The sequence below is a fragment of the Microbacterium paulum genome, from assembly GCF_015707995.1.
GTDB lineage: Bacteria > Actinomycetota > Actinomycetes > Actinomycetales > Microbacteriaceae > Microbacterium > Microbacterium paulum.
This window is the reverse complement of the sequence record NZ_JAAGRY010000029.1, coordinates 17878-36870: the sequence shown is the minus strand read 5'-3', so window position 1 is coordinate 36870 and position 18993 is coordinate 17878. Positions and strand designations below refer to the sequence as shown.

Here is an 18993-nt window from a genome sequence, read left to right as displayed (position 1 = left end):
GGCCACGACATCATCGCGGAACTCTCGGGGATAGGGCTTTGCCACAAGAACATCCTTCCAGCGAGGACGAATCCTCACAGTTCAGATGTCAACCAAACTCGGGGCAGACCCAGTTGCCGGGTGATCCGTTGACGGACCTGGGTGACCATGAGGTTGGCAAGGGCGACGAGATGCCACTTGTCGACTGCGATCCGCGCGTCCGGCAGGGCGGTGCGGATCCCGGATCGACAGGTACAACAGCGCCCGCCCGCACACCCGCCTCGGCAACGCCCCCACCCGCCGAGTACGAGGCAGCGCACTGCGCTGAACCCACCAAGTCATCGCGACCGGCAATGACACCTGCATAGACGTGGCATCAACGCGTAGATGTTTCAGTTTCTTCTGTGCTGGGGCTGTGTCAGGTGCTGGACCGGGTGTAGGCAGCGGCGCGCACCACATCGTCGTCCTCCAGTCCAGCTCCTATTGCTCCGCCCACGGTGGCCAGGCTGGCGGTGAGCCAGCTGATCTTCGCGTAGTCCAAAGCGTTCACTGGGTGACCGGCGATACCGGCCAGTGCCTGCTCGTCGATGAGCAGCAGCGCGCCGACCCAGGACAGGATGAATAAGACGAGGTAGAACACCACAACCCCGATGGCCACGGTCGCGGTGGTGGCCAAATTGAACAGGATCACCTGCTCACGTTGGGCTCGCCGCCGTGGGCGCTCCCACAAGTCGGCTCCCAGGATCAGGGTGGCACTCACCGCCCCGATCGCCCCCACCGCCAGCAGGACCAGGCGCACCGGCCCGTAGGCCATGGCCAGTACCCATAGGTCCGAGGCCACCAATGTCACCATGCCGGTGGCCGCTGCCACGACCATCGCCCGGGAGAGCCGGGCCACGAAGGCCCAAGGCTGGTTGGCGCGGATCATGCCCAGCAGCAACCGCACGTTGCCGCTCAGCACTCGGGCCGTGAACTGCACGACGTTGTCGTCCGGGCGGTCGTCGAGATCGGTGGACAGCTGGTGGGCTCTTCGAGCAAGATCCCGCTGGGCGTTGAGGTCTTCGGCGTCGTAGCCCAGGAGTTGCCCGACCACGTGCACGGTGGTCTCTTGCACCTTCTGCCGCACGTGCACGGCTCCCAGGGCTGGGACGGAGACCAGTCCCACCCCGTGCACGGGGCTGAGCTGGGTGAGCACCGGACGTCGGCCGGTCTTCAGGGGGATCTCGGTGAGCACCACGGCCAAATCCCAGTTCTCCTCCAGCACGCGGTTTCGGGCCGCCTCCAGCAGGTCCAAGGTCTCGGCGGGTGGATCGACCAGCCGGTCTTCGGCCATCTTCAGTTGCCAGCGCACTCCCGGATACTGCTGCACCAAAATCTTGCGCACCGAGGTGGTGACCTCGGGGCCGAGCACCGCACTCAGGGATGGTGAGACCACCAGGCCGATGAGCAGCTCGGCATCGGAAAGGGGTTCGGCAGGATCGGCGGTGGATCGGCAACGCCCAGCAGTCACCGCTCCATGATGAGGCAACCACGGGCCGGATTGCTACTGGCTCGATGGAGCCCCCAAGGTTTCGTGCAGCACCGCGGGCCGGATTCGGTGGCCGCCTCGATCCCGGAAAGAGCGGTGCTGCTCACTGCGAAATCCTCTCCCCGCCGACGCCGCCAGCGCGAAGGGTCTGCCGGCGCATTCGATGCGTGGGCGGCAACATTCGGTGAGCTGGTCACGCAGATGGAGATCTCGCCGACCGGCAGCACGTTCCGCATGAAGACCCGGTTCGCGCGGTTCCAGAACGGGCAGGAACTGCTGCGGATGTGGTCGGTGTTCGCCGACGTGAAGACCGCCGACGACCTCGACCTGCCCGTGCCCTCGCTCGAACAGCGCGACGACGGCAGCCGCGCACCCTCCACCGTCCGGTGCAGCCGACCGTCGAGCTGGAGCACTACGTCGCATCCCTCGCCGAACGTGCCGAGAAGGTCGCCACCCGCCAGGTGCGGCCCGACGAGGACAACATGCTCTTGATCGCCACCGACGGATGCAAGGCCGCGCTCGACATCCGCATGGTCATCCCCCGCGACCCCTCCGGGCCGAGCAAGGTCGACGTTGCCGCCGACGCGATCCACCGCATCTGGGATGCGCACCCGCGACAACGAATACCTCGATACGCTGACCGGGCAGCCCTCCACGGTGCGCGGGTCGCTCCAGCTCGTGTTCAGCGACATCGGCACCCCGAACCAGGACAGGTGGAACGCCTACGACGAGCTGCGGCAGCAGCTCGTGCAGCGCGGCATCCCCGCCGAGCAGGTCAGGTACATGCACGAGGCGAAGACCGACGTCGAGAAGGCCCGCCTGTTCGCCGCAGCCCGCGCCGGCCACGTCGCGGTACTGACCGGCTCGACGGAGAAGATGGGCGTTGGCACCAACGTCCAGGCCCGCGCCATCGCCCTGCACCACCTGGACTGCCCGTGGCGGCCCTCCGACATCGCCGAGCGCGACGGTCGCATCATGCGGCAGGGCAACCAGAACGAGGAAGTGGCGATCGTCCGCTACGTCACCGAGCGGTCCTTCGACTCCTACATGTGGCAGACCGTCGAGCGGAAAGCCGCATCGTTCGCGCAACTCCTGCGCGGCAAGATCAACGCCCGAGAGATCGAGGAGATCGACACCTCCGCGCTGTCCGCAGCAGAGGCCAAGGCCATCGCCTCCGGCAATCCGCTCCTGCTGGAGCACTCCGTCATCCTCAACGAGGTGAACCGGCTGCGCCGCCTCCAGCGCGCGCACGAGCGCAACGAGGACATGCTCGCCCATACCGGCAATCGCGCCCGGTCAGCCGCCGAGCGCGCCGCCGCGGACATTCGCGGGCTGGAGGCCGCTGCCCCACGGATGATCGACACGAGCGGCGACAGGTTCCGCATCACGCTCGGCACGCGCGACTACGACTCCCGCTCCGAAGCCGCGCACTCCCTTGCCGCGTGGATGGGCGACTCCGGGCTGAAGTGGCTGCCGCGGTACGGGCACAAGGATTTCGGGATCATCGGCCGCATCTCCAGTTTCGACCCCGCCTGGGATTCACGCTGCCGAAGGAGTCGTTCCTGGACGCCGGACTCGGGCTTGTGCAGCGGATCGAGAACCGCGTCAGCGGCATCCCCTCCCTTCTCGACCAGGCCCGCGAAGACCTGGAAGAAGCCGAGCAGACCGTCGCCGATACTCAGCAGCGCCTCGGGCCGCCCTTCCGCCACGCACAGACCCTTGCCGACGCCGAGGAAGACCTCGCCCGCGTCGAGTCCCAGCTCGCCGCGATGCAGGACGAACCGGCACCCGAGCCCGCCGCGCCCAAGTCCGAGCGCGTCGAGCTGACCGTCGAGGCCGTGCGCGCCTACGAACCGAACCTCGGGTCGCGGGATGGTGCGGGGCGTGAGCCTGCGAACCCGTTCGTCCCCGTGACGCCTCCGGCCGCGCCGCCGGGCAACGCCCCGCGGCTGTAGCTCAGCGGCACTCCGGGCCGAGCCCGTCGACGATCGTGGCGGGGTCGGCGGTGATTTGCTCGCAGCGCAGGCAGCGCGCGCCGCGAAAGATCACCTCCGGTTCGCCGTGGATGCCGTGTTCGGGTTCGACCTCGTAGAGGTCCGCGTGTGCGGCGAACAGGCGCGGGTGGTTTTTGGCGATGGCAGCGTGGAATTGCGCGGGCGTGGTCGGCGGGTTGAGCTGACGCTCAACGAACAGGTCGATCACCGTCGAGTAGGCATCGCGGGTGAGCCGCGCGGCGAGGAACAGATCGGGGTTCGCCGCCGAGATGCCGACGCTAGCAAGATCGTCCAGCCCGTAGTCGTCCACATCCTCGGTGACGAGGAAGCGCCCGCCCGCGGCCGCAGCATCGGCAAGGATCTGCCGATCCGCGCCCTTCGTGCCTCCGAAGCGTTCCCCACCCGTGCCGGTCGGCCCGAGCAAGACGTCGAATCGCTCCCGGACACTCGACGGCGGCAACGCCCTCGGGCGCATGTGCACCTGGGCCTCCCGCTCGGCAGCCCGGCTCCAGAAGGCGCGGAAGCCGCTCGGCACCCCGCCGACGACCAGCAGAGTCCGAGTGGCGGGCTTGGCGATGATGTTCGCGTCCAGGAGAACGCGCGTCAGCTCACTGATCACCGAAGAGGTCGTCACGGAGTTCATCGCGCGTCAGCTCCACGAGGTCGCCCATCGTCTTGCGCCAGTACCGCTCGAACTCCTCGTAGGGGATGCGATTGCGATTGCCGACCTTGACCGCGCGAATCTCCCCCGCCTTGATCTTCCGCGAGATAGTAGGACGAGACACGCCCATCGCGTCGGCGACCTGCTCGGGGGTCATCATGCTCAGCAGTTCGCCGACCGCGCTGGGGTCGCGCGGACGGCCGCGCTCGGTCGTGAACAGCACGTGGTCTGGATTCCGTTCGGGGTCGGGAACGTGGCTCGCCACGAGTTCGCTCAGTACCTTCGCCGCGAACTTCGGAACGCGAACCCAACGCTTCTGCCGCTCCGCCTTGGGCGAGTCCTGGCGAAACAGGCCGCGGGACTTCGTGCGAACCATCGTCCCGCCCACCCAGACGAGCGCCTCCATCGTGAGGCTTCCATCCGGCTGCTCCACTGCCTCGAACCGCACGTCCTGGAACCGGATCGCAATCGGTTCTGCTGTCCGCTCGGAGGTGCCGAGCGTGATGAGGATGTAGTCGGCGAGCAGCTTGTAGTTGGGCCGTCGGCCCACCGGATACCGCTTCCGGTGCCGCCCGGGCCACACCTCGCGGATGAGGTGGAGGATGTACTTGACCTGCACCGCGTCGAGTTCGAAGTACACCGTGTCCGGCTCGTCCGCTCGCCTGGTCGCACGGATCGGGTTCGCCACGACGACCGCTCCGTACCGTGTGTTCTGGATCGACCCGGCAGCCGAGAGGTGTCCCTGCTGGATCGCCCAGTCGAACATGAGCGACATCACGTTCCGAACCTTGTTCGCGGTCGTCACCTACTTCTCCCGTGCGATGTCCATAAGCAGCCCATCAGCACGGTCGGCGGTGATGTTGGCGATGGGGATGGCCCCGGCGCGCGGGATGACATGCGCGCGCACCACCGAGGCGTATCCATCGACGGTCTGCTCGCGGCGCTGACGCAGCACCCGCGGATCGTCGTCGTGGTACGCCGTCTTCAGCCACGTCGTCGCCAGCTCAGCGACGGTCATGAGCTGTGCCGTTCGGCTCGACGGTGTAGGTCACCTTGCCGAGTTCGCCGAGCACGCGCTTCGGCCGCGCCATCAGTCGCCCGCCCTATCCGTCGGGGCCACGATCCGCCGCGCGATGAACGCCTCGACATCCCCATCGCGGTAGCGGACGTTGTGCGACGAGAGTGCGACGAGCGGCAACCCGAGACCTCGGCTGCGCGCACGCTCTGTTCGCCAGTCGGCGAGCGTCCTGATCGGGATGCCCGTGTACTCCGCAAGCTCCTGCGGAGTCCAGAGGCGGGGGCGGTCGTCGCTCATACCAATGAGGTAGGCGGCACCACCCGCAGACCTCCAGCGACCCGTAGGACGGCCAAGAATCGAGTAAACGGACGGGTTCTCGGACAGCCGCAGCAGCGACCCCACCCATACTCACCATTGCACTTCCCTGTGTTTGCAGGGAAGTGTGAGCCTGCGGAACCCCCTCCGGTTCTCAGATCCTCAAGCCGAGCTGTACTTCGGCGTCTGATCTCCCAACGCACCGCGCAAGGCCCCGGCATCCGATCCCTGAATGCCGGGGCGTTCGGCGTTGCGGTGGGGGTTTGGCACGTGGGCACGGTCAGGGCTGGATGCCTCGCGCCCCAACTGCAAGGCATCCTGCGCGACACGCCGCCTGCGCGGCCCGATCGTCGGCGTGTCGCCGCCGCGGCCTTGCAGTTGCGGCGGCCGGGCGCGGGCTTACAACCGCGGCTGGGGCCTCACCCGTAGAAGAGCTTCTCGAAGTCGCGGCGCGCACGGCGCGCGGTGCGCAGCCACTCCTCCTCGACCAGCGTCGCGGACCGGGCCGGGTACTCCAGGAGCCGCCCGATGCCGTCGAGCTTGGCCCGGTCGGTCGGGAGCACATCGCTCGTCTGCCCCGACAGCAGGGTGTTCGCCGAGCGCAGCCGGCTCGCGAGACGCCACGATGCGGCCAGGCGCGCGGCCGCGGCATCCGGTACCAGGCCCGCCTGCCGCGCCGCTTCGAGCGCGTCGAGCGTCGACGTCGTGCGCAGACCCGGCAGCGCGTGCGCATGCGCGTGCTGCAGCAGCTGCACGAGCCACTCCACATCGCTGAGGCCGCCCGGCCCGAGCTTCACGTGCCGCGTGCGGTCGACGCCCTGCGGCAGGCGCTCGTTCTCGACGCGGGCCTTGATGCGTTTGATCTCGCGCAGATCCTGCACCGCGACGTGCGCCGGGTAACGCACCTCGTCGGCGATCGCCATGAAGCGGCGGATGAGGGTCACGCTGCCCGCGACGCCCCGCGCGCGCAGCAGCGCCTGCGCCTCCCACGACAGCGACCAGCGCCGGTAGTACTCGGCGTAGGAGTCCAGGGAACGCACGAGCGGGCCGTTCCGCCCCTCGGGACGCAGATCGGCGTCGAGGTCGAACGGCACGCGCTGGTCTTCGGAGTAGTTGCGCAGCCCCGCTACGAGCTGGCGCGACAGTTCGTGCGCCCGTTCGGGGTCGATCCCGTTCGCGTCGTACACGTAGAGCACGTCGGCGTCTGACCCGAATCCCAGTTCGCCGCCGCCGAAGCGGCCCATCGCGATCACCGAGAAATCGAGCGCCGCATCTTCGGGCGGCACGATCTCTCGCCGCACGGCCCGCAGGGTCGCCTGGATCGTGACCTCGCTGACCGTCGTGAGCCCCTCGGCGAGCTCTTCGATCGTGAGGGTGCCGAGGATCGCGCCGAACGCCAGGCGCAGCAGTTCACGGCGGCGCAGGTTCCGCACGGCGCGCATCGCGTCGCCGATGGTCTCGTGCCGCGTCTGGATCGCGCGCGCCTCCTCTTGCAGGGCGACGCCGCTGCGCGGCCGTAGCTGGTCTTCTGAATCGAGCCAGGCGACCGACTCGGGGATCCACTCCATCAGCTCGCCGATGTAGCGCGACCCCGACAACACGTGGGTGAGCCGTTCGGCCGCGCCCGACGAGTCGCGCAGCATGCGCAGGAACCAGGGCGTGTCGCCGAGGCGTTCGCTGATGCGCCGGTACGCGAGCAGGCCGTAGTCGGGGTCGACCCCGTCGGCGAACCAGCGGATCATGATCGGCATGAGGTGACGCTGGATGGTCGCCTTGCGGCTCAGCCCGCCGGTGAGCGCGCCGATGTGCCGCAGGGCACCGGCCGGGTCTCTGAAGCCGATCGCAGCGAGACGATCATGCGCCTGCGCCGTGGAGAGCTGCTGCTCTTCGGCGGGGAGAGCGGCCACTGCCGACAGGAGCGGCCGGTAGAACAGGCGCACGTGGATCTCGCGCACCTCGCGCTTGATCCCTTCCCAGAGCCCCCAGATGCCGGGACCGTCGGATGCCAGGTGCGACGCGCGCGCGAGCACCCGGAGCCCCTCCGGCGTCTGCGGCATGAGGTGGGTGCGACGCAGCTCCCGCAGCTGCATCCGGTGCTCGAGCACGCGCAGCATGCGGTAGTCGCGGGCGAACGCCGCGGCATCCATGCGCCCGATGTACCCCTCGGCGACGAGGGCCTCGAGCGCGTCGAGCGTGCCGCGCTGACGGATGCGGACGTCGGCGAGTCCGTGTACGAGCTGCAGCAGCTGCACCGTGAACTCGATGTCACGGATGCCACCGGGACCGAGCTTCAGCTGATACGGCACCTCGGCGGGCGGGATGAACTCCGTCACGCGCTCCCGCATGCGCTGCACGCTGTCGACGAAGTTCTCCCGCGCGGCGCTCGTCCACACCTTCGGTTGCAGCGCCTCGACATATGCCGCACCGAGCATGCGGTCGCCGGCGAGCGGACGCGCCTTGAGCAGCGCCTGGAACTCCCAGCTCTTCGCCCAGCGGTCGTAATAGGCCAGATGCGAGTCGAGGCTGCGCACGAGCGCTCCCTGCTTGCCCTCGGGGCGCAGGTTCGCGTCGACCTCCCACAGCGGCGGCTCGACCTCGATGCCCGAAATACCGCGCATCGTCTGCACGGCCAGGCGCGTCGCGATGTCGATGACGCGGCTCTCACCGATCTCTGCGACGAGGGCGTCGGTGCCGCCGCCGACGAAGATGACGTCGACGTCGCTGACGTAGTTGAGCTCGCGCGCCCCGGTCTTGCCCATGCCGATGATCGCGAGGCGCGTCGCGGCGACCTGATCGCGGGGGAAGAGCCCCGTGCCGGGTGCGCCGCCGGCCACGCGCGTGCGCGCGACGCTGAGGGATGCCTCGAGCGCGGCTCCCGCCGCATCGGCGAGAGCCGCGGCGACCGCGGGCAGCACCTCGACCGGGTCGGGAGCGGCGAGATCGAACACGGCGATCCGCGCGAGCAGGCGGCGGTAGCGGGTGCGGAGCGCCACCCACGCGCTCTCGTCGCCGCGCGCGGCAAACCCATCGGCATCCGCTTCGACCGCCGCGCGCAGCTCGGCGACCAGCTCGTCGCCGGTGGGCAGCGGCGTCGCCGCGGCGGGGAGGTGGGCCAGCTCGTCCGGGTGGCGCAGGTAGAAGTCCGCGAACCCGTTCGAGGCGCCCAGCAGCAACCACAGCGTCGCTCCCCCCCGACGCAGCGCCGCCGCGACGGCGGAGGCGTCGCGGCGTGCGATCCGTGCGAGGGCGGAGAGTGCGGCGTCGGGGTCGGCCGCACCGTCGGCGCCGACGAGGATCTCGTCGCGCGAGAGGGCCAGCGCGTCCGACAGCTCGCCCAGCAGCCGGTCGGCATCGCCGAGTTCACTGAAGCCGTCCCGCGCGAGCGCGGTACGGCCCGACGCCCGCTCGCCGGCCGACATGGCGGTTAGAGCATCTCCAGGTTGCTGTTCAGTTCGAAGGGCGTCACCTGGGCGCGGTATTCCTGCCACTCGCGGCGCTTGTTGAGCAGCACGTAGTTGAAGACCTGCTCGCCGAGCGTCTCGGCGACGAGCTCCGAGTCTTCCATGTACTCCAGCGCGTGGTCGAGGCTCGCGGGAAGCTGCGCGTAGCCGAGCGCGCGGCGCTCGGCGTCGGTCAGCGACCAGACGTTGTCTTCGGCCTCGGGCGGCAGCTCGTAGCCCTCCTCGATGCCCTTGAGGCCCGCGGCGAGCAGCAGCGCGTAAGCGAGGTAGGGGTTGGCCGCCGAGTCGAGCGCGCGGTACTCCACGCGCGTGGACTGCCCCTTGTTCGGCTTGTACATCGGCACGCGCACGAGCGCGGAGCGGTTGTTGTGGCCCCAGCAGATGAAGCTCGGCGCCTCGTCGCCGCCCCACAGCCGCTTGTACGAGTTCACGAACTGGTTCGTGACGGCGGCGATCTCGTTCGCGTGGGTCAGCAGGCCCGCGATGAACTGACGGCCGACCTTGGAGAGCTGGTACTGGGCGCCTTCTTCGTAGAACGCGTTGTGGTCGCCCTCGAAGAGCGACATATGCGTGTGCATGCCGCTGCCGGGCCTTCCCGAGAGTGGCTTGGGCATGAACGTCGCGTAGACGCCCTGCTCGATCGCGACCTCTTTGACGACCGTGCGGAACGTCATGATGTTGTCGGCGGTGGCGAGCGCGTCTGCGTAGCGCAGGTCGATCTCGTTCTGGCCGGGGCCGCCCTCGTGGTGGCTGTACTCGACCGAGATGCCGAGGTCTTCGAGCATGCGGACGCTGCGGCGGCGGAAGTCGTGCGCCGTGCCCCCGGGCACGTTGTCGAAGTAGCCCGCCGAGTCGACCGGCTCGGGACCGTCGGGCCCGAACGACGACGACTTCAGCAGGTAGAACTCGATCTCGGGGTGCGTGTAGAACGTGAACCCGGCATCGGCGGCCTTCGCGAGCGTGCGCTTGAGCACGTGACGCGGGTCGGCGACGGCCGGCTGTCCGTCGGGCGTCGTGATGTCGCAGAACATGCGCGCGGTCGGGTCGATCTCGCCCCGCCAGGGAAGGATCTGGAAGGTCGTCGGGTCCGGATGGGCGAGGAGGTCCGACTCGTACGAGCGGGTGAGACCCTCGATCGCCGAGCCGTCGAAACCGAGGCCCTCGGTGAACGCACCCTCGACCTCGGCGGGGGCGATCGCCACCGATTTGAGGGTGCCGATCACGTCGGTGAACCAGAGGCGGACGAACTTGATGCCCCGCTCCTCGATCGTGCGCAGTACGAAGTCCCGCTGCTTGTCCATCGCGTCCTCTCCCACACGGCCCGCGCACGCGCGACCGACTCGAAGGCCAGACTATCGGGCCGCCGTGCCCGCCTCGTCATCGCCGCTGGGCGAGCCCCAGGCATCCTCTGCAGCCTCTTCCTCCGCCCACGCGCGCGACCGTTCGGCGAGGAGTTTCGGGGCCGCTGCGGCCTCTTCTTCGGTGTCGAAGGGTCCGACGCGGTCGATGGCAGGCGACTCGAAGCCGCGCTCGACCTTTCCGGTCCTGAGGTTGTACCAGTACTTGTCTTCGCCGGCGAACATCGCGGGCTCCTTCCGGTGGGTCAGTATCGATCCTAACGAGCGGCCACGCACCGCCACAGGGGCGATCGTCGGCCCGGAGCCGATCTCGGTATGGTGGAGAGCATGACGACGAAGGCGACCCGAGCGGTCGGAGTGGATATCGGCGGCACGGGCATCAAGGCTGCCCTGGTGGAGCTTGAAGACGGCTCCCTGCTGAGCGAGCGCGTGAAGGTCGCGACGCCCACGGGCGCGGAACCCGACGACGTGCTCGCCGCCGTGAAGACGGTGCTCGGAACCCTCGGCGTGACCGATGCGGACATCCCGCTCGGCGTCGCGTTCCCCGCGATCGTGAAGCACGGTCGCACGCTTTCGGCGGCGAACGTCGCAGACACGTGGGTGGGCTTCGAGGCCGAGAAGTTCTTCGAGGACGGACTCGGCCGCGAGATCCACTTCGCCAACGATGCCGACGTCGCCGGTGTCGCCGAGGCCCGCTACGGAGCCGCTCGCGGCGTCGAGGGGCTCGTGCTGCTGACGACGCTCGGCACGGGCATCGGCACGGCGCTGCTGCACAACGGCGTACTGATCCCGAACTCGGAGCTCGGCCACCTGCAGCGCGCGAACAAGTCGACCGATTTCGAGAGGTGGGCGGCGTACTCCGCCGTCGAGCGTGAGCAGCTCAGCTGGCAGGAGTGGTCGAAGCGCCTGCAGAAGTACTATGACCACCTCGAGTTCGTGCTGAGCCCCGACCTGTTCATCGTCGGCGGCGGCGTCTCGAAGCACGCCGACGAGTTCCTGCCACTCCTGTCGCTGAACACCCCCATCGTGCCCGCGGTGCACCGCAACAACGCGGGGATCATCGGGGCGGCGGCGCTCGCCCTGGCGCACGACGACAGCTCCACGGTGTCGGAGGCCGAGCGCAGCCTCGTCACCGAGACCGACTGAGCAGGGCCCGCGCGTCTCGTGTCGTGACAACGCCTGTGACGACACGGGGTGAGGGGGCGAATGGGCCGGCCTGTACGCCGGGTTCTGTCCGGGATCACGCACGAGGCGTGATCCGTGGACGGTCATCTCTCTCGGCGACACGTTGCCGTGCCGCTCCAGCGGTCTACCCGGGGACTCGGCGAGCCGCGTCCACATCCCCTGTCTGACCTTGCTCCGGGCGAGGTTTACCATGCGGGTCGTGTCACCACGACCCCGGTGGTCTCTTACACCACCCTTTCACCCTTACCTCTTCGAAAAGAGGCGGTCTGCTCTCTGTGGCACTGTCTCGCGGATTGCTCCGGGTGGGTGTTACCCACCGCCCTGCCCTGCGGAGCCCGGACGTTCCTCGGTGCGGGTGACCCCGCCACGCGACCGTCCAGCCGACCCATTCGCCCGGTCAGTCTAGCTCTTCGCCGCATCGGGGCCGATGCGGAGGTCGAGCGGGAAGTCGATCGGAAAGCCGCCGAACAGCAGCGTCGCGGCCCGCGCGGCGCTCTGCCGCACCGCCTCGGCGACGGCCTCTGCCTGCTCCTTCGGGGTGTGCACGATGATCTCGTCGTGCAGGAAGAAGCACAGGTGCGCACGCTGCGAGAACACCGGGCCGGATGCCTCGGCCCGCGCGTCGTCCGACACCGGCGGGAGTGCGGCGAGTGAGGCGCGGAGGTCGGCGAGCCAGGCGAGCGCCCACTCGGCCGCGGTGCCCTGCACGATGAAGTTGCGGGTGAACCGGCCGCGGTCTCCGGCTGACCGGCGCGCGTGTGCACGGTCGGCGTCAGAGGCATCCGGCCCGCCGGCGCGGTCCTGCACCTCGCGCCACTGTGCATCGCCGGGGGCGCTCGACCGGCCGAGCCACGTCGTCACCGCACCACCGCCCTCGCCCGTGCGGGCCGCGGCGTCGACGAGCCCCATCGCGCGCGGGTAGGCACGGCGGAGCGCCGGCACGAGCCGGCCGCTCTCGCCGGTCGTCGCGCCGTACATCGCCCCGAGCATGGCGATCTTCGCGTCGGCGCGCGTCGAGATCGCCCCAGAGGCGACGATCCCGTCGTAGAGGTCGCGACCCCGCGCCGCCTCGGCGAGGGCGAGGTCGCCCGACATCGCCGCGAGCACGCGCGGCTCGAGCTGTGCGACGTCGGCGACCACGAGCGTCCACCCCGGGTCGGCGCGCACCGCGGGCCGCAGCTGACGCGGCAGTTGCAGCGCTCCCCCACCCGACGACGCCCACCGCCCGGTGACGACCCCTCCGGGCACGTACACGGGGCGGAACCGGCCGTCGCCCGCCCACTCGTCGAGCCACGCCCAGCCGTTCGCGCTCTGCAACCGCGTGAGCTTCTTGTACGCCAGCAGCGGTGCGATCACCGGGTGGTCGTACTCGGCCAGCTCCCACCGGCTCGTCGACCGCGCCAGCACGCCGGCGCGGTGCAGACTCCGCAGCAGCTTCGGCTGCGAGTCGAGACTCGCCGCCTCGTCGCCGAGCGCCGAGCGGACGACGGCCGCGAACTCTTGCACGCGCGCCGGCGCGGTGCCCGCGGGCGGACGCGGCCCGAGCGCCGCCTCGAGGATGCCTTCGTGCACCTCGATGCTCCACGGCACACCGGCCGCGTGCAGTTCGGCCGCGAGCAGCGCCCCCGCCGACTCTGCGGCGAGCAGCAGCCGCAGCCGGCCCGGGTCGTTCGAGGCGGCCACCGCCGCCTGCTGACGAAGGAACTCCGCGAGCACGTCGTCGATACCGTCCGGCACGCCGACAGGGAGAGCCTCGCCGTCGTCGAGGTCGAACAGCGCCGGCCCGCGCGGCGAGGGCGCGGCCGCCGAGGTATCCGTCGGCGCGGCATCCCATCGCGCCTCGGCGCGCAGCGCCTCCGACGCACTCGCCGGCACGAGCGTGCTCGCCCGCACAATCGCGTGGCACAGCCGGAGGTCATGGGCGCGAGCGATCTCGACGCCGTCCGCGAGCAGTGCGGCGTACCAGCGCGTCGTGTCACTCCACACCCAGCGCACTGCAGTGGGCGTGGTGGATGCCTCGGCCACCCAGTCGGCCTCGCTCAGCCGCGCGCGGCGCTGCTCGACGAGGTCTACCGCGAGATCGACGACGACCACCGCACCGGCGTCGCGTCCGACCACCCGCCACCGGACCGGGTCGACGGCGGTCACGGCCGCCGTCGGATCACAGGCCCGATTCGTCGGTGCGCACGAGGATCGCGCCGCACTCGGGGCACATCACGACATCGTCGGGGGCGGCCTGACGCAGGGTCTGCAGATCGGTGCCCGACAGCACCATGTGGCAGGCCTCACACGCCTTTCGGCGGAGCAGGCCCGCTCCGACGCCGCGCGCCGCGATGCGGTCATAGGCGGCGAGAAGATCGTCGGGCACGCGCGCGGCGACGGCCTCGCGGTCTCGCGTCGCGGCCTCCCACGTGGCGGTCGCGGCCGCCACGGCGGCCTTGCCGTCGCTGCTCGCCTGAGCACCGGCCGCGTTGATCTCGGCGATCACGGCCTCTTGCGCGGCGACCGCGGCGTCGGCGGTCTCGAGACGCTCCATGATGACGAGCTCGGCGTCTTCGAGGTCGCTCTTGCGCTTGGCAAGAGACTCGAGCTCGTGCTCGAGCCCCTGCGCCTCTTTCACGTTCGAGGTCGACGCGAGCCGCTCGGTGTCGCGCGCGGCGCGCGCGTCGACGAGAGCCACGTCGGATTCGAGCCGGCCGAGCTCGGCGCGGGCGTCGTCGCGCTCTCCGAGCAGACCGGTCAGCACGGCCGACTCGGACTGACGCTGCGCGAGCAGTTCGTTCACGCGGGCCGTCTGCGCGGGATTGCGACGCTGATGATCGGCGGAACGGATGGTCGCGTCGAGGCTCGCGACCTCGATCAGGAGGAGCTGGTCGGCGGGGCGGGCTTTCACCCGTCCAACCTACCGCGCCCACCCGACCTCGGCCCCTCCCACCCCTTACCGCGCCCGAGCGAGGCCGCTAGCATGTGGCATCTGATGCCCGACGGCCACCGCCGCGAGGAGGACTCATGAGCGTGATGCGCACGAAGTCGGTCGAGCGATCGATCGCCGACACCGAAGAGCCCGAGTTCCGGCTGAAGAAGTCGCTTTCGGCCCTCGACCTCACGATCTTCGGCGTCGGCGTCGTGATCGGCGCCGGCATCTTCACCCTCACCGGGCGTGCGGCGCACGAGGTGGCGGGCCCCGCGATCGTCTTGAGCTTCGTCGTCGCGGCGATCGCCTGCGCGCTTGCAGCGATGTGCTACGCCGAGTTCGCGTCGACGGTGCCCGTGTCGGGATCGGCCTACACGTTCTCGTACGCCTCGCTCGGCGAGCTATTCGCGTGGATCATCGGGTGGGACCTCATCCTCGAGATGTTCCTCGGCGCGTCGGTCGTCGCGCAGGGGTGGAGCGCGTATCTCGGCGCGCTCATGGCGCAGCTCGGCGCGCCGATCCCCGCCGCGATCGGCTACGGCGGCACGGTCGACGTGATGGCGATCGTGCTGGTGCTCGTGCTCGGGGCGCTCATGACCCTCGGCATCCGTGAATCGATGCGCGTGAACCTCGTGCTCGTCGGGGTGAAGCTGTTCATCGTGCTGTTCGTGATCGTCGCGGGCATCATGTTCATCAACCCCGCCAACTACTCGCCGTTCATCCCCGATGCGGCCCCGAAAGAGGCCGCGACCGGGCTCACCCAGCCGCTGCTGCAGTTCCTCGCCGGCATCGAGCCGACCGCGTTCGGCGTCGGCGGCATCTTCGCGGGTGCGGCACTCGTCTTCTTCGCCTACATCGGCTTCGACGTCGTCGCCACGACCGCCGAAGAGACGAAGAACCCGCAGCGCGACATGCCCATCGGCATCATCGCCTCGCTCGCGATCTGCACCCTGCTCTACTGCGCCGTCGCCTTCGTGGTGACCGGCATGGTGCGCTACGACCAGCTCGACCCCGCGGCGGCGCTCGCGAACGCCTTCGCCTATCACGGTCAGGGCTGGATGGCGACGGTCATCTCGGCCGGCGCCGTCGCCGGCCTGACGACGGTCGTGCTGACGCTCTTGATCGGCGCCACGCGCATCATCTTCGCGATGGCGCGCGACCACCTGCTGCCCGGCGCGCTCGCCAAGGTGCACCCGACGCGGCGCACCCCGTGGGTCATCTCGATCATCGTCACCGTGGTCGTCGCCGTCGTCGCGGGGTTCACCCCCGTCGGCATCCTCGAAGAGATGGTCAACATCGGCACGCTGTCGGCGTTCGTGCTCGTCTCGATCGGCGTAGTCGTGCTCCGCCGCACGCGCCCTGACCTCAAGCGCGGCTTCCGCGTGCCGTGGAGCCCGTTCCTACCGCTCCTGTCGGCCGCGATCTGCACCTACCTCATGCTCAACTTGACGGTCGAGACGTGGCTTCGGTTCCTCGTCTGGCTCGCGATCGGGCTCGTCATCTACTTCGCCTACTCGCACCGCCACTCGCGCCTCGGCAAAGACGACGGCACGTACCTCAACCCGGCCGAGCCGCGTGTCGTCGGGCGCGACTCGTAGACTGGAGCGGTCAGGGCCTTTAGCTCAGCTGGTAGAGCGCCACGTTTACACCGTGGATGTCGTCGGTTCGATCCCGGCAGGGCCCACCACACCCACGCCTTCCCCGCGCGCCCGCCCCCGAGGCGATTGTGACTAGGCTTGTGCGGGATGCGTTGTCGTCGCCATACAAGAGCCGCACGCTTCCACAGCCCCATCCCTGGCATGATCTGCCAGATGACGAAAGGTGTCTCGTGACGGTCAACGATCAGGATCCGTATTCGCAGGGCCCGCAGGACAGCGACCCCGAAGAGACCGGCGAGTGGGCCGAGTCGCTGCAGCAGCTCGTCGACGCCAAGGGCGCCGGCCGTGGTCGCGAGATCATGCTGAGCCTGCTCAACAAGTCGCACGAGCTGCAGCTGAACGTGCCGCAGGTGCCGGTCACCGACTACATCAACACGATCGCCCCCGAGAACGAGCCGGAGTTCCCCGGCGACGAAGAGCTCGAGCGCCGCTACCGCCGGTGGATCCGCTGGAACGCCGCGATCACCGTGCACCGCGCGCAGCGCCCGGGCATCGGCGTGGGCGGCCACATCTCGACCTACGCATCGTCGGCCTCGCTCTACGAAGTCGGCTTCAACCACTTCTTCAAGGGTCTCGACGACCCCTCCGGCGGCGACCAGATCTTCATCCAGGGCCACGCCTCCCCCGGCATCTACGCGCGCTCCTTCCTCGAAGGGCGCCTCAGCGAGGAGCAGCTCGACGGCTTCCGCCAGGAGAAGTCGAAGGCTCCCCTCGGCATCCCGTCCTACCCGCACCCGCGGCTCATGCCGGAGTACTGGCAGTTCCCCACGGTGTCGATGGGACTCGGCCCGATCAACGCCATCTATCAGGCGATGACCAACAAGTACCTCACCAACCGCGGTGTCAAAGACCTGTCGAACTCGCACGTGTGGGCCTTCCTCGGCGACGGCGAGATGGACGAGGTCGAATCGCGCGGTCAGCTGCAGGTGGCGGCCAACGAGGGCCTCGACAACCTGACCTTCGTCGTCAACGCGAACCTGCAGCGCCTCGACGGTCCGGTGCGCGGCAACGGCAAGATCATCCAGGAGCTCGAGGCGTTCTTCCGCGGTGCGGGTTGGAACGTCATCAAGGTCGTCTGGGGCCGTGGCTGGGACGACCTGCTGCGCCGAGACGTCGACGGCGCGCTCGTGCGCCTGATGAACACCACACCCGACGGCGACTTCCAGACCTATCGCGCCGAAGACGGCAAGTTCATCCGCGACCACTTCTTCGGTCGCGACGAGCGCACCGCGGCGATGGTCAAAGACCTGAGCGACGACTACATCTGGGGCGGCCTGCGCCGCGGCGGCCTCGACTACCAGAAGCTCTACGCCGCCTATAAGGCCGCCGTCGAGCACAAGGGCCAGCCGACCGTCATCCTCGCCAAGACAATCAAGGGCTACGGCCTCGGGCACCACTTCGAGGGCCGCAACGCGACCCACCAGATGAAGAAGATGACGCTCGAGGACCTCAAGCACTTCCGCGACTCGATGCGCATTCCGATCTCGGACGCGCAGCTCGAGGAGAACCCGTACCTGCCGCCCTACTTCAACCCGGGCCTCGAGGACGAGACGATCCAGTACATGGTCGAGAAGCGCCGCTCGCTCGGCGGCTTCCTGCCCGAGCGTCGCACCCACCACGTGCCTATCACCCTTCCCGACGACAGCGCCTACGCGCTGCCGAAGAAGGGCTCGGGCACGCAGGAGATCGCCACGACCATGGCATTCGTGCGTCTGCTGAAAGACCTGCTGCGCTCGACGGACTTCGGCAACCGGATCGTCCCGATCATCCCCGATGAGGCGCGCACGTTCGGCCTCGACGCGTTCTTCCCGACGGCGAAGATCTACAACCCGAACGGCCAGAACTACACCTCGGTCGACCGCGAACTGCTCCTGGCCTACAAAGAGAGCCCGCAGGGCCAGATCATGCACGTCGGCATCAACGAGGCCGGCGCACTGGCAGCGTTCACCGGCACGGGCACCGCGTACTCGACCCACGGCGAGCCGCTCATCCCGGTGTACATCTTCTACTCGATGTTCGGGTTCCAGCGCACGGGCGACGCCCAGTGGGCGGCGGGCGACCAGATGGCACGCGGCTTCATCATGGGCGCGACCGCCGGGCGCACGACGCTGACCGGTGAAGGCCTGCAGCACGCCGACGGCCACTCGCACCTGCTGGCATCCACGAACCCGGCGACGGTGTCGTACGACCCCGCCTACGGGTACGAGATCGCGCACATCGTGCGCTCGGGCCTCGACCGCATGTACGGCGGCAACCACCCCGACCCGAACGTCATGTACTACATCACCCTCTACAACGAGCCGATCGTGCAGCCGGCCGAGCCGGAGGGCGTGGATGCCGAGGGGATCGTCCGCGGCATCCACCGCGTCTCCGAGGGCGGGTTCAACGACGGCCAGAGCGAGGGCCACCGCGTGCAGCTGCTCGGTTCGGGCGTCGGCGTGCCGTGGGTCCTCGAGGCGCAGCAGCTGCTGCGCGACGACTGGGGCATCGCGGCCGACGTCTGGTCGGTCACGAGCTGGACGGAACTGCGCCGCGACGGCCTCGCCGCCGACGAGCACAACTTCCTGCACCCGCTCGACGAGCCGCGCACCGCGTACCTCACCGAGAAGCTGCGGGGCGCTCAGGGCCCGGTCATCGCGGTCAGCGACTACATGCGCGCCGTGCAGGACCAGATCCGCGAATGGGTGCCGAACCGCTTCGTGAGCCTCGGAGCCGACGGCTTCGGGTTCTCCGACACGCGCGCCGCCGCACGTCGCTTCTTCAAGATCGACGGACCGTCGATCGTGGTGCGTGCGCTGCAGGCGCTCGCCGAAGAGGGACTCGTCGACCGGTCGCTGTCGGCGCAGGCGATCGAGAAGTACCGCCTGTACGACGTGACGGCGGGAACGACGGGCAACGCGGGCGGCGAGAGCTGACCGGCTC

At 69.3% G+C, this 18993-nt stretch carries 16 protein-coding genes, 1 tRNA gene and 1 other RNA gene; 6 read left to right on the top strand and 12 right to left on the bottom strand.

Annotated features, from left to right (window positions below; all coding sequences use genetic code 11):
• Positions 1-74: 74 nt before the first annotated feature.
• Positions 75-299 (bottom strand): transposase, encoded by a 225-nt coding sequence (locus tag G3N18_RS16475; protein WP_196383860.1) that lies wholly within the window; start codon positions 297-299, stop codon positions 75-77.
• A 98-nt stretch (positions 300-397) separates the two neighbouring features.
• Positions 398-1489 carry a hypothetical protein gene (locus G3N18_RS08520; protein WP_196383859.1) on the bottom strand — a complete coding sequence of 364 codons (1092 nt, stop codon included), beginning with the start codon at positions 1487-1489 and terminating at the stop codon, positions 398-400.
• 87 nt (positions 1490-1576) lie between these two features.
• On the opposite strand from G3N18_RS08520, the gene G3N18_RS08515 reads away from it, so the two are divergent.
• A complete protein-coding gene (locus tag G3N18_RS08515) occupies positions 1577-1999 on the top strand; it encodes a hypothetical protein (protein ID WP_196383858.1) in 423 nt (140 codons plus the stop codon).
• 111 nt (positions 2000-2110) lie between these two features.
• Positions 2111-3334, top strand: coding sequence for a hypothetical protein (locus tag G3N18_RS08510; RefSeq protein WP_196383857.1), 1224 nt, complete (start codon positions 2111-2113; stop codon positions 3332-3334).
• Positions 3335-3463: 129 nt separating this feature from the next.
• Here the strand turns inward: G3N18_RS08510 and G3N18_RS08505 are convergent, their stop codons facing one another.
• The 7 genes from G3N18_RS08505 to G3N18_RS08475 all read right to left on the bottom strand — a co-directional run bounded on the left by G3N18_RS08505 (position 3464) and on the right by G3N18_RS08475 (position 10539).
• Complete coding sequence (locus G3N18_RS08505; RefSeq protein ID WP_206693084.1) at positions 3464-4144, bottom strand: hypothetical protein; 681 nt, start codon at positions 4142-4144, stop codon at positions 3464-3466.
• Positions 4110-4967 (bottom strand): excisionase family DNA-binding protein, encoded by an 858-nt coding sequence (locus G3N18_RS16470; protein ID WP_338038407.1) that lies wholly within the window; start codon positions 4965-4967, stop codon positions 4110-4112. The genes G3N18_RS08505 and G3N18_RS16470 overlap by 35 nt, the downstream gene beginning before the upstream one ends.
• Positions 4968-5180, bottom strand: coding sequence for a hypothetical protein (locus G3N18_RS08495; RefSeq protein WP_196383855.1), 213 nt, complete (start codon positions 5178-5180; stop codon positions 4968-4970).
• 72 nt (positions 5181-5252) lie between these two features.
• Positions 5253-5477: a helix-turn-helix transcriptional regulator gene (locus tag G3N18_RS08490; RefSeq protein ID WP_196383854.1), complete on the bottom strand. Its 225-nt coding sequence runs from the start codon at positions 5475-5477 to the stop codon at positions 5253-5255.
• Positions 5478-5914: 437 nt separating this feature from the next.
• On the bottom strand, positions 5915-8914 hold the full coding sequence (locus G3N18_RS08485) for a bifunctional [glutamine synthetase] adenylyltransferase/[glutamine synthetase]-adenylyl-L-tyrosine phosphorylase (protein WP_196383853.1): 3000 nt from the start codon (positions 8912-8914) through the stop codon (positions 5915-5917).
• Positions 8915-8919: 5 nt separating this feature from the next.
• Positions 8920-10257 (bottom strand): type I glutamate--ammonia ligase, encoded by a 1338-nt coding sequence (gene glnA / locus G3N18_RS08480; RefSeq protein ID WP_196383852.1) that lies wholly within the window; start codon positions 10255-10257, stop codon positions 8920-8922.
• Between the two features lie 51 nt (positions 10258-10308).
• Positions 10309-10539 (bottom strand): SPOR domain-containing protein, encoded by a 231-nt coding sequence (locus G3N18_RS08475; protein WP_196323737.1) that lies wholly within the window; start codon positions 10537-10539, stop codon positions 10309-10311.
• 102 nt (positions 10540-10641) lie between these two features.
• Between G3N18_RS08475 and ppgK the strand changes: the two genes are divergently transcribed.
• Positions 10642-11460, top strand: a complete 819-nt coding sequence (gene ppgK, locus G3N18_RS08470) for a polyphosphate--glucose phosphotransferase (protein ID WP_196383851.1) — start codon at positions 10642-10644, stop codon at positions 11458-11460.
• A gap of 57 nt (positions 11461-11517) precedes the next feature.
• Here ppgK and rnpB read toward each other — a convergent pair.
• From rnpB to G3N18_RS08455, 3 genes are all read right to left on the bottom strand, one after another.
• An RNA gene (gene rnpB / locus G3N18_RS08465) (RNase P RNA component class A) lies at positions 11518-11887 on the bottom strand.
• A gap of 14 nt (positions 11888-11901) precedes the next feature.
• A complete protein-coding gene (locus tag G3N18_RS08460; RefSeq protein WP_338038406.1) occupies positions 11902-13647 on the bottom strand; it encodes a bifunctional 3'-5' exonuclease/DNA polymerase in 1746 nt (581 codons plus the stop codon).
• Positions 13648-13660: 13 nt separating this feature from the next.
• Positions 13661-14392 carry a CT398-like coiled coil hairpin domain-containing protein gene (locus G3N18_RS08455; protein ID WP_196383850.1) on the bottom strand — a complete coding sequence of 244 codons (732 nt, stop codon included), beginning with the start codon at positions 14390-14392 and terminating at the stop codon, positions 13661-13663.
• Between the two features lie 116 nt (positions 14393-14508).
• Between G3N18_RS08455 and G3N18_RS08450 the strand changes: the two genes are divergently transcribed.
• The 3 genes from G3N18_RS08450 to aceE all read left to right on the top strand — a co-directional run bounded on the left by G3N18_RS08450 (position 14509) and on the right by aceE (position 18986).
• Complete coding sequence (locus G3N18_RS08450) at positions 14509-16011, top strand: amino acid permease (RefSeq protein ID WP_196383849.1); 1503 nt, start codon at positions 14509-14511, stop codon at positions 16009-16011.
• 13 nt (positions 16012-16024) lie between these two features.
• Positions 16025-16100, top strand: a tRNA-Val gene (locus G3N18_RS08445).
• Between the two features lie 141 nt (positions 16101-16241).
• The gene (aceE, locus tag G3N18_RS08440; protein WP_196383848.1) at positions 16242-18986 is read left to right on the top strand and encodes a pyruvate dehydrogenase (acetyl-transferring), homodimeric type; all 2745 of its coding nucleotides are present in this window, start codon (positions 16242-16244) and stop codon (positions 18984-18986) included.
• Positions 18987-18993: the final 7 nt, after the last annotated feature.

What these genes read in the sequence shown, in the direction of transcription:
- G3N18_RS08510 (WP_196383857.1), top strand. Translation starts at nt 2,111, where the DNA reads ATGCGCACCCGCGACAACGAATACCTCGATACGCTGACCGGGCAGCCC.
- G3N18_RS08505 (WP_206693084.1), bottom strand. Translation starts at nt 4,144, where the DNA reads ATGAACTCCGTGACGACCTCTTCGGTGATCAGTGAGCTGACGCGCGTT.
- G3N18_RS08495 (WP_196383855.1), bottom strand. Translation starts at nt 5,180, where the DNA reads ATGACCGTCGCTGAGCTGGCGACGACGTGGCTGAAGACGGCGTACCAC.
- G3N18_RS08490 (WP_196383854.1), bottom strand. Translation starts at nt 5,477, where the DNA reads ATGAGCGACGACCGCCCCCGCCTCTGGACTCCGCAGGAGCTTGCGGAG.
- G3N18_RS08485 (WP_196383853.1), bottom strand. Translation starts at nt 8,914, where the DNA reads ATGTCGGCCGGCGAGCGGGCGTCGGGCCGTACCGCGCTCGCGCGGGAC.
- glnA (WP_196383852.1), bottom strand. Translation starts at nt 10,257, where the DNA reads ATGGACAAGCAGCGGGACTTCGTACTGCGCACGATCGAGGAGCGGGGC.
- G3N18_RS08475 (WP_196323737.1), bottom strand. Translation starts at nt 10,539, where the DNA reads ATGTTCGCCGGCGAAGACAAGTACTGGTACAACCTCAGGACCGGAAAG.
- ppgK (WP_196383851.1), top strand. Translation starts at nt 10,642, where the DNA reads ATGACGACGAAGGCGACCCGAGCGGTCGGAGTGGATATCGGCGGCACG.
- G3N18_RS08450 (WP_196383849.1), top strand. Translation starts at nt 14,509, where the DNA reads ATGAGCGTGATGCGCACGAAGTCGGTCGAGCGATCGATCGCCGACACC.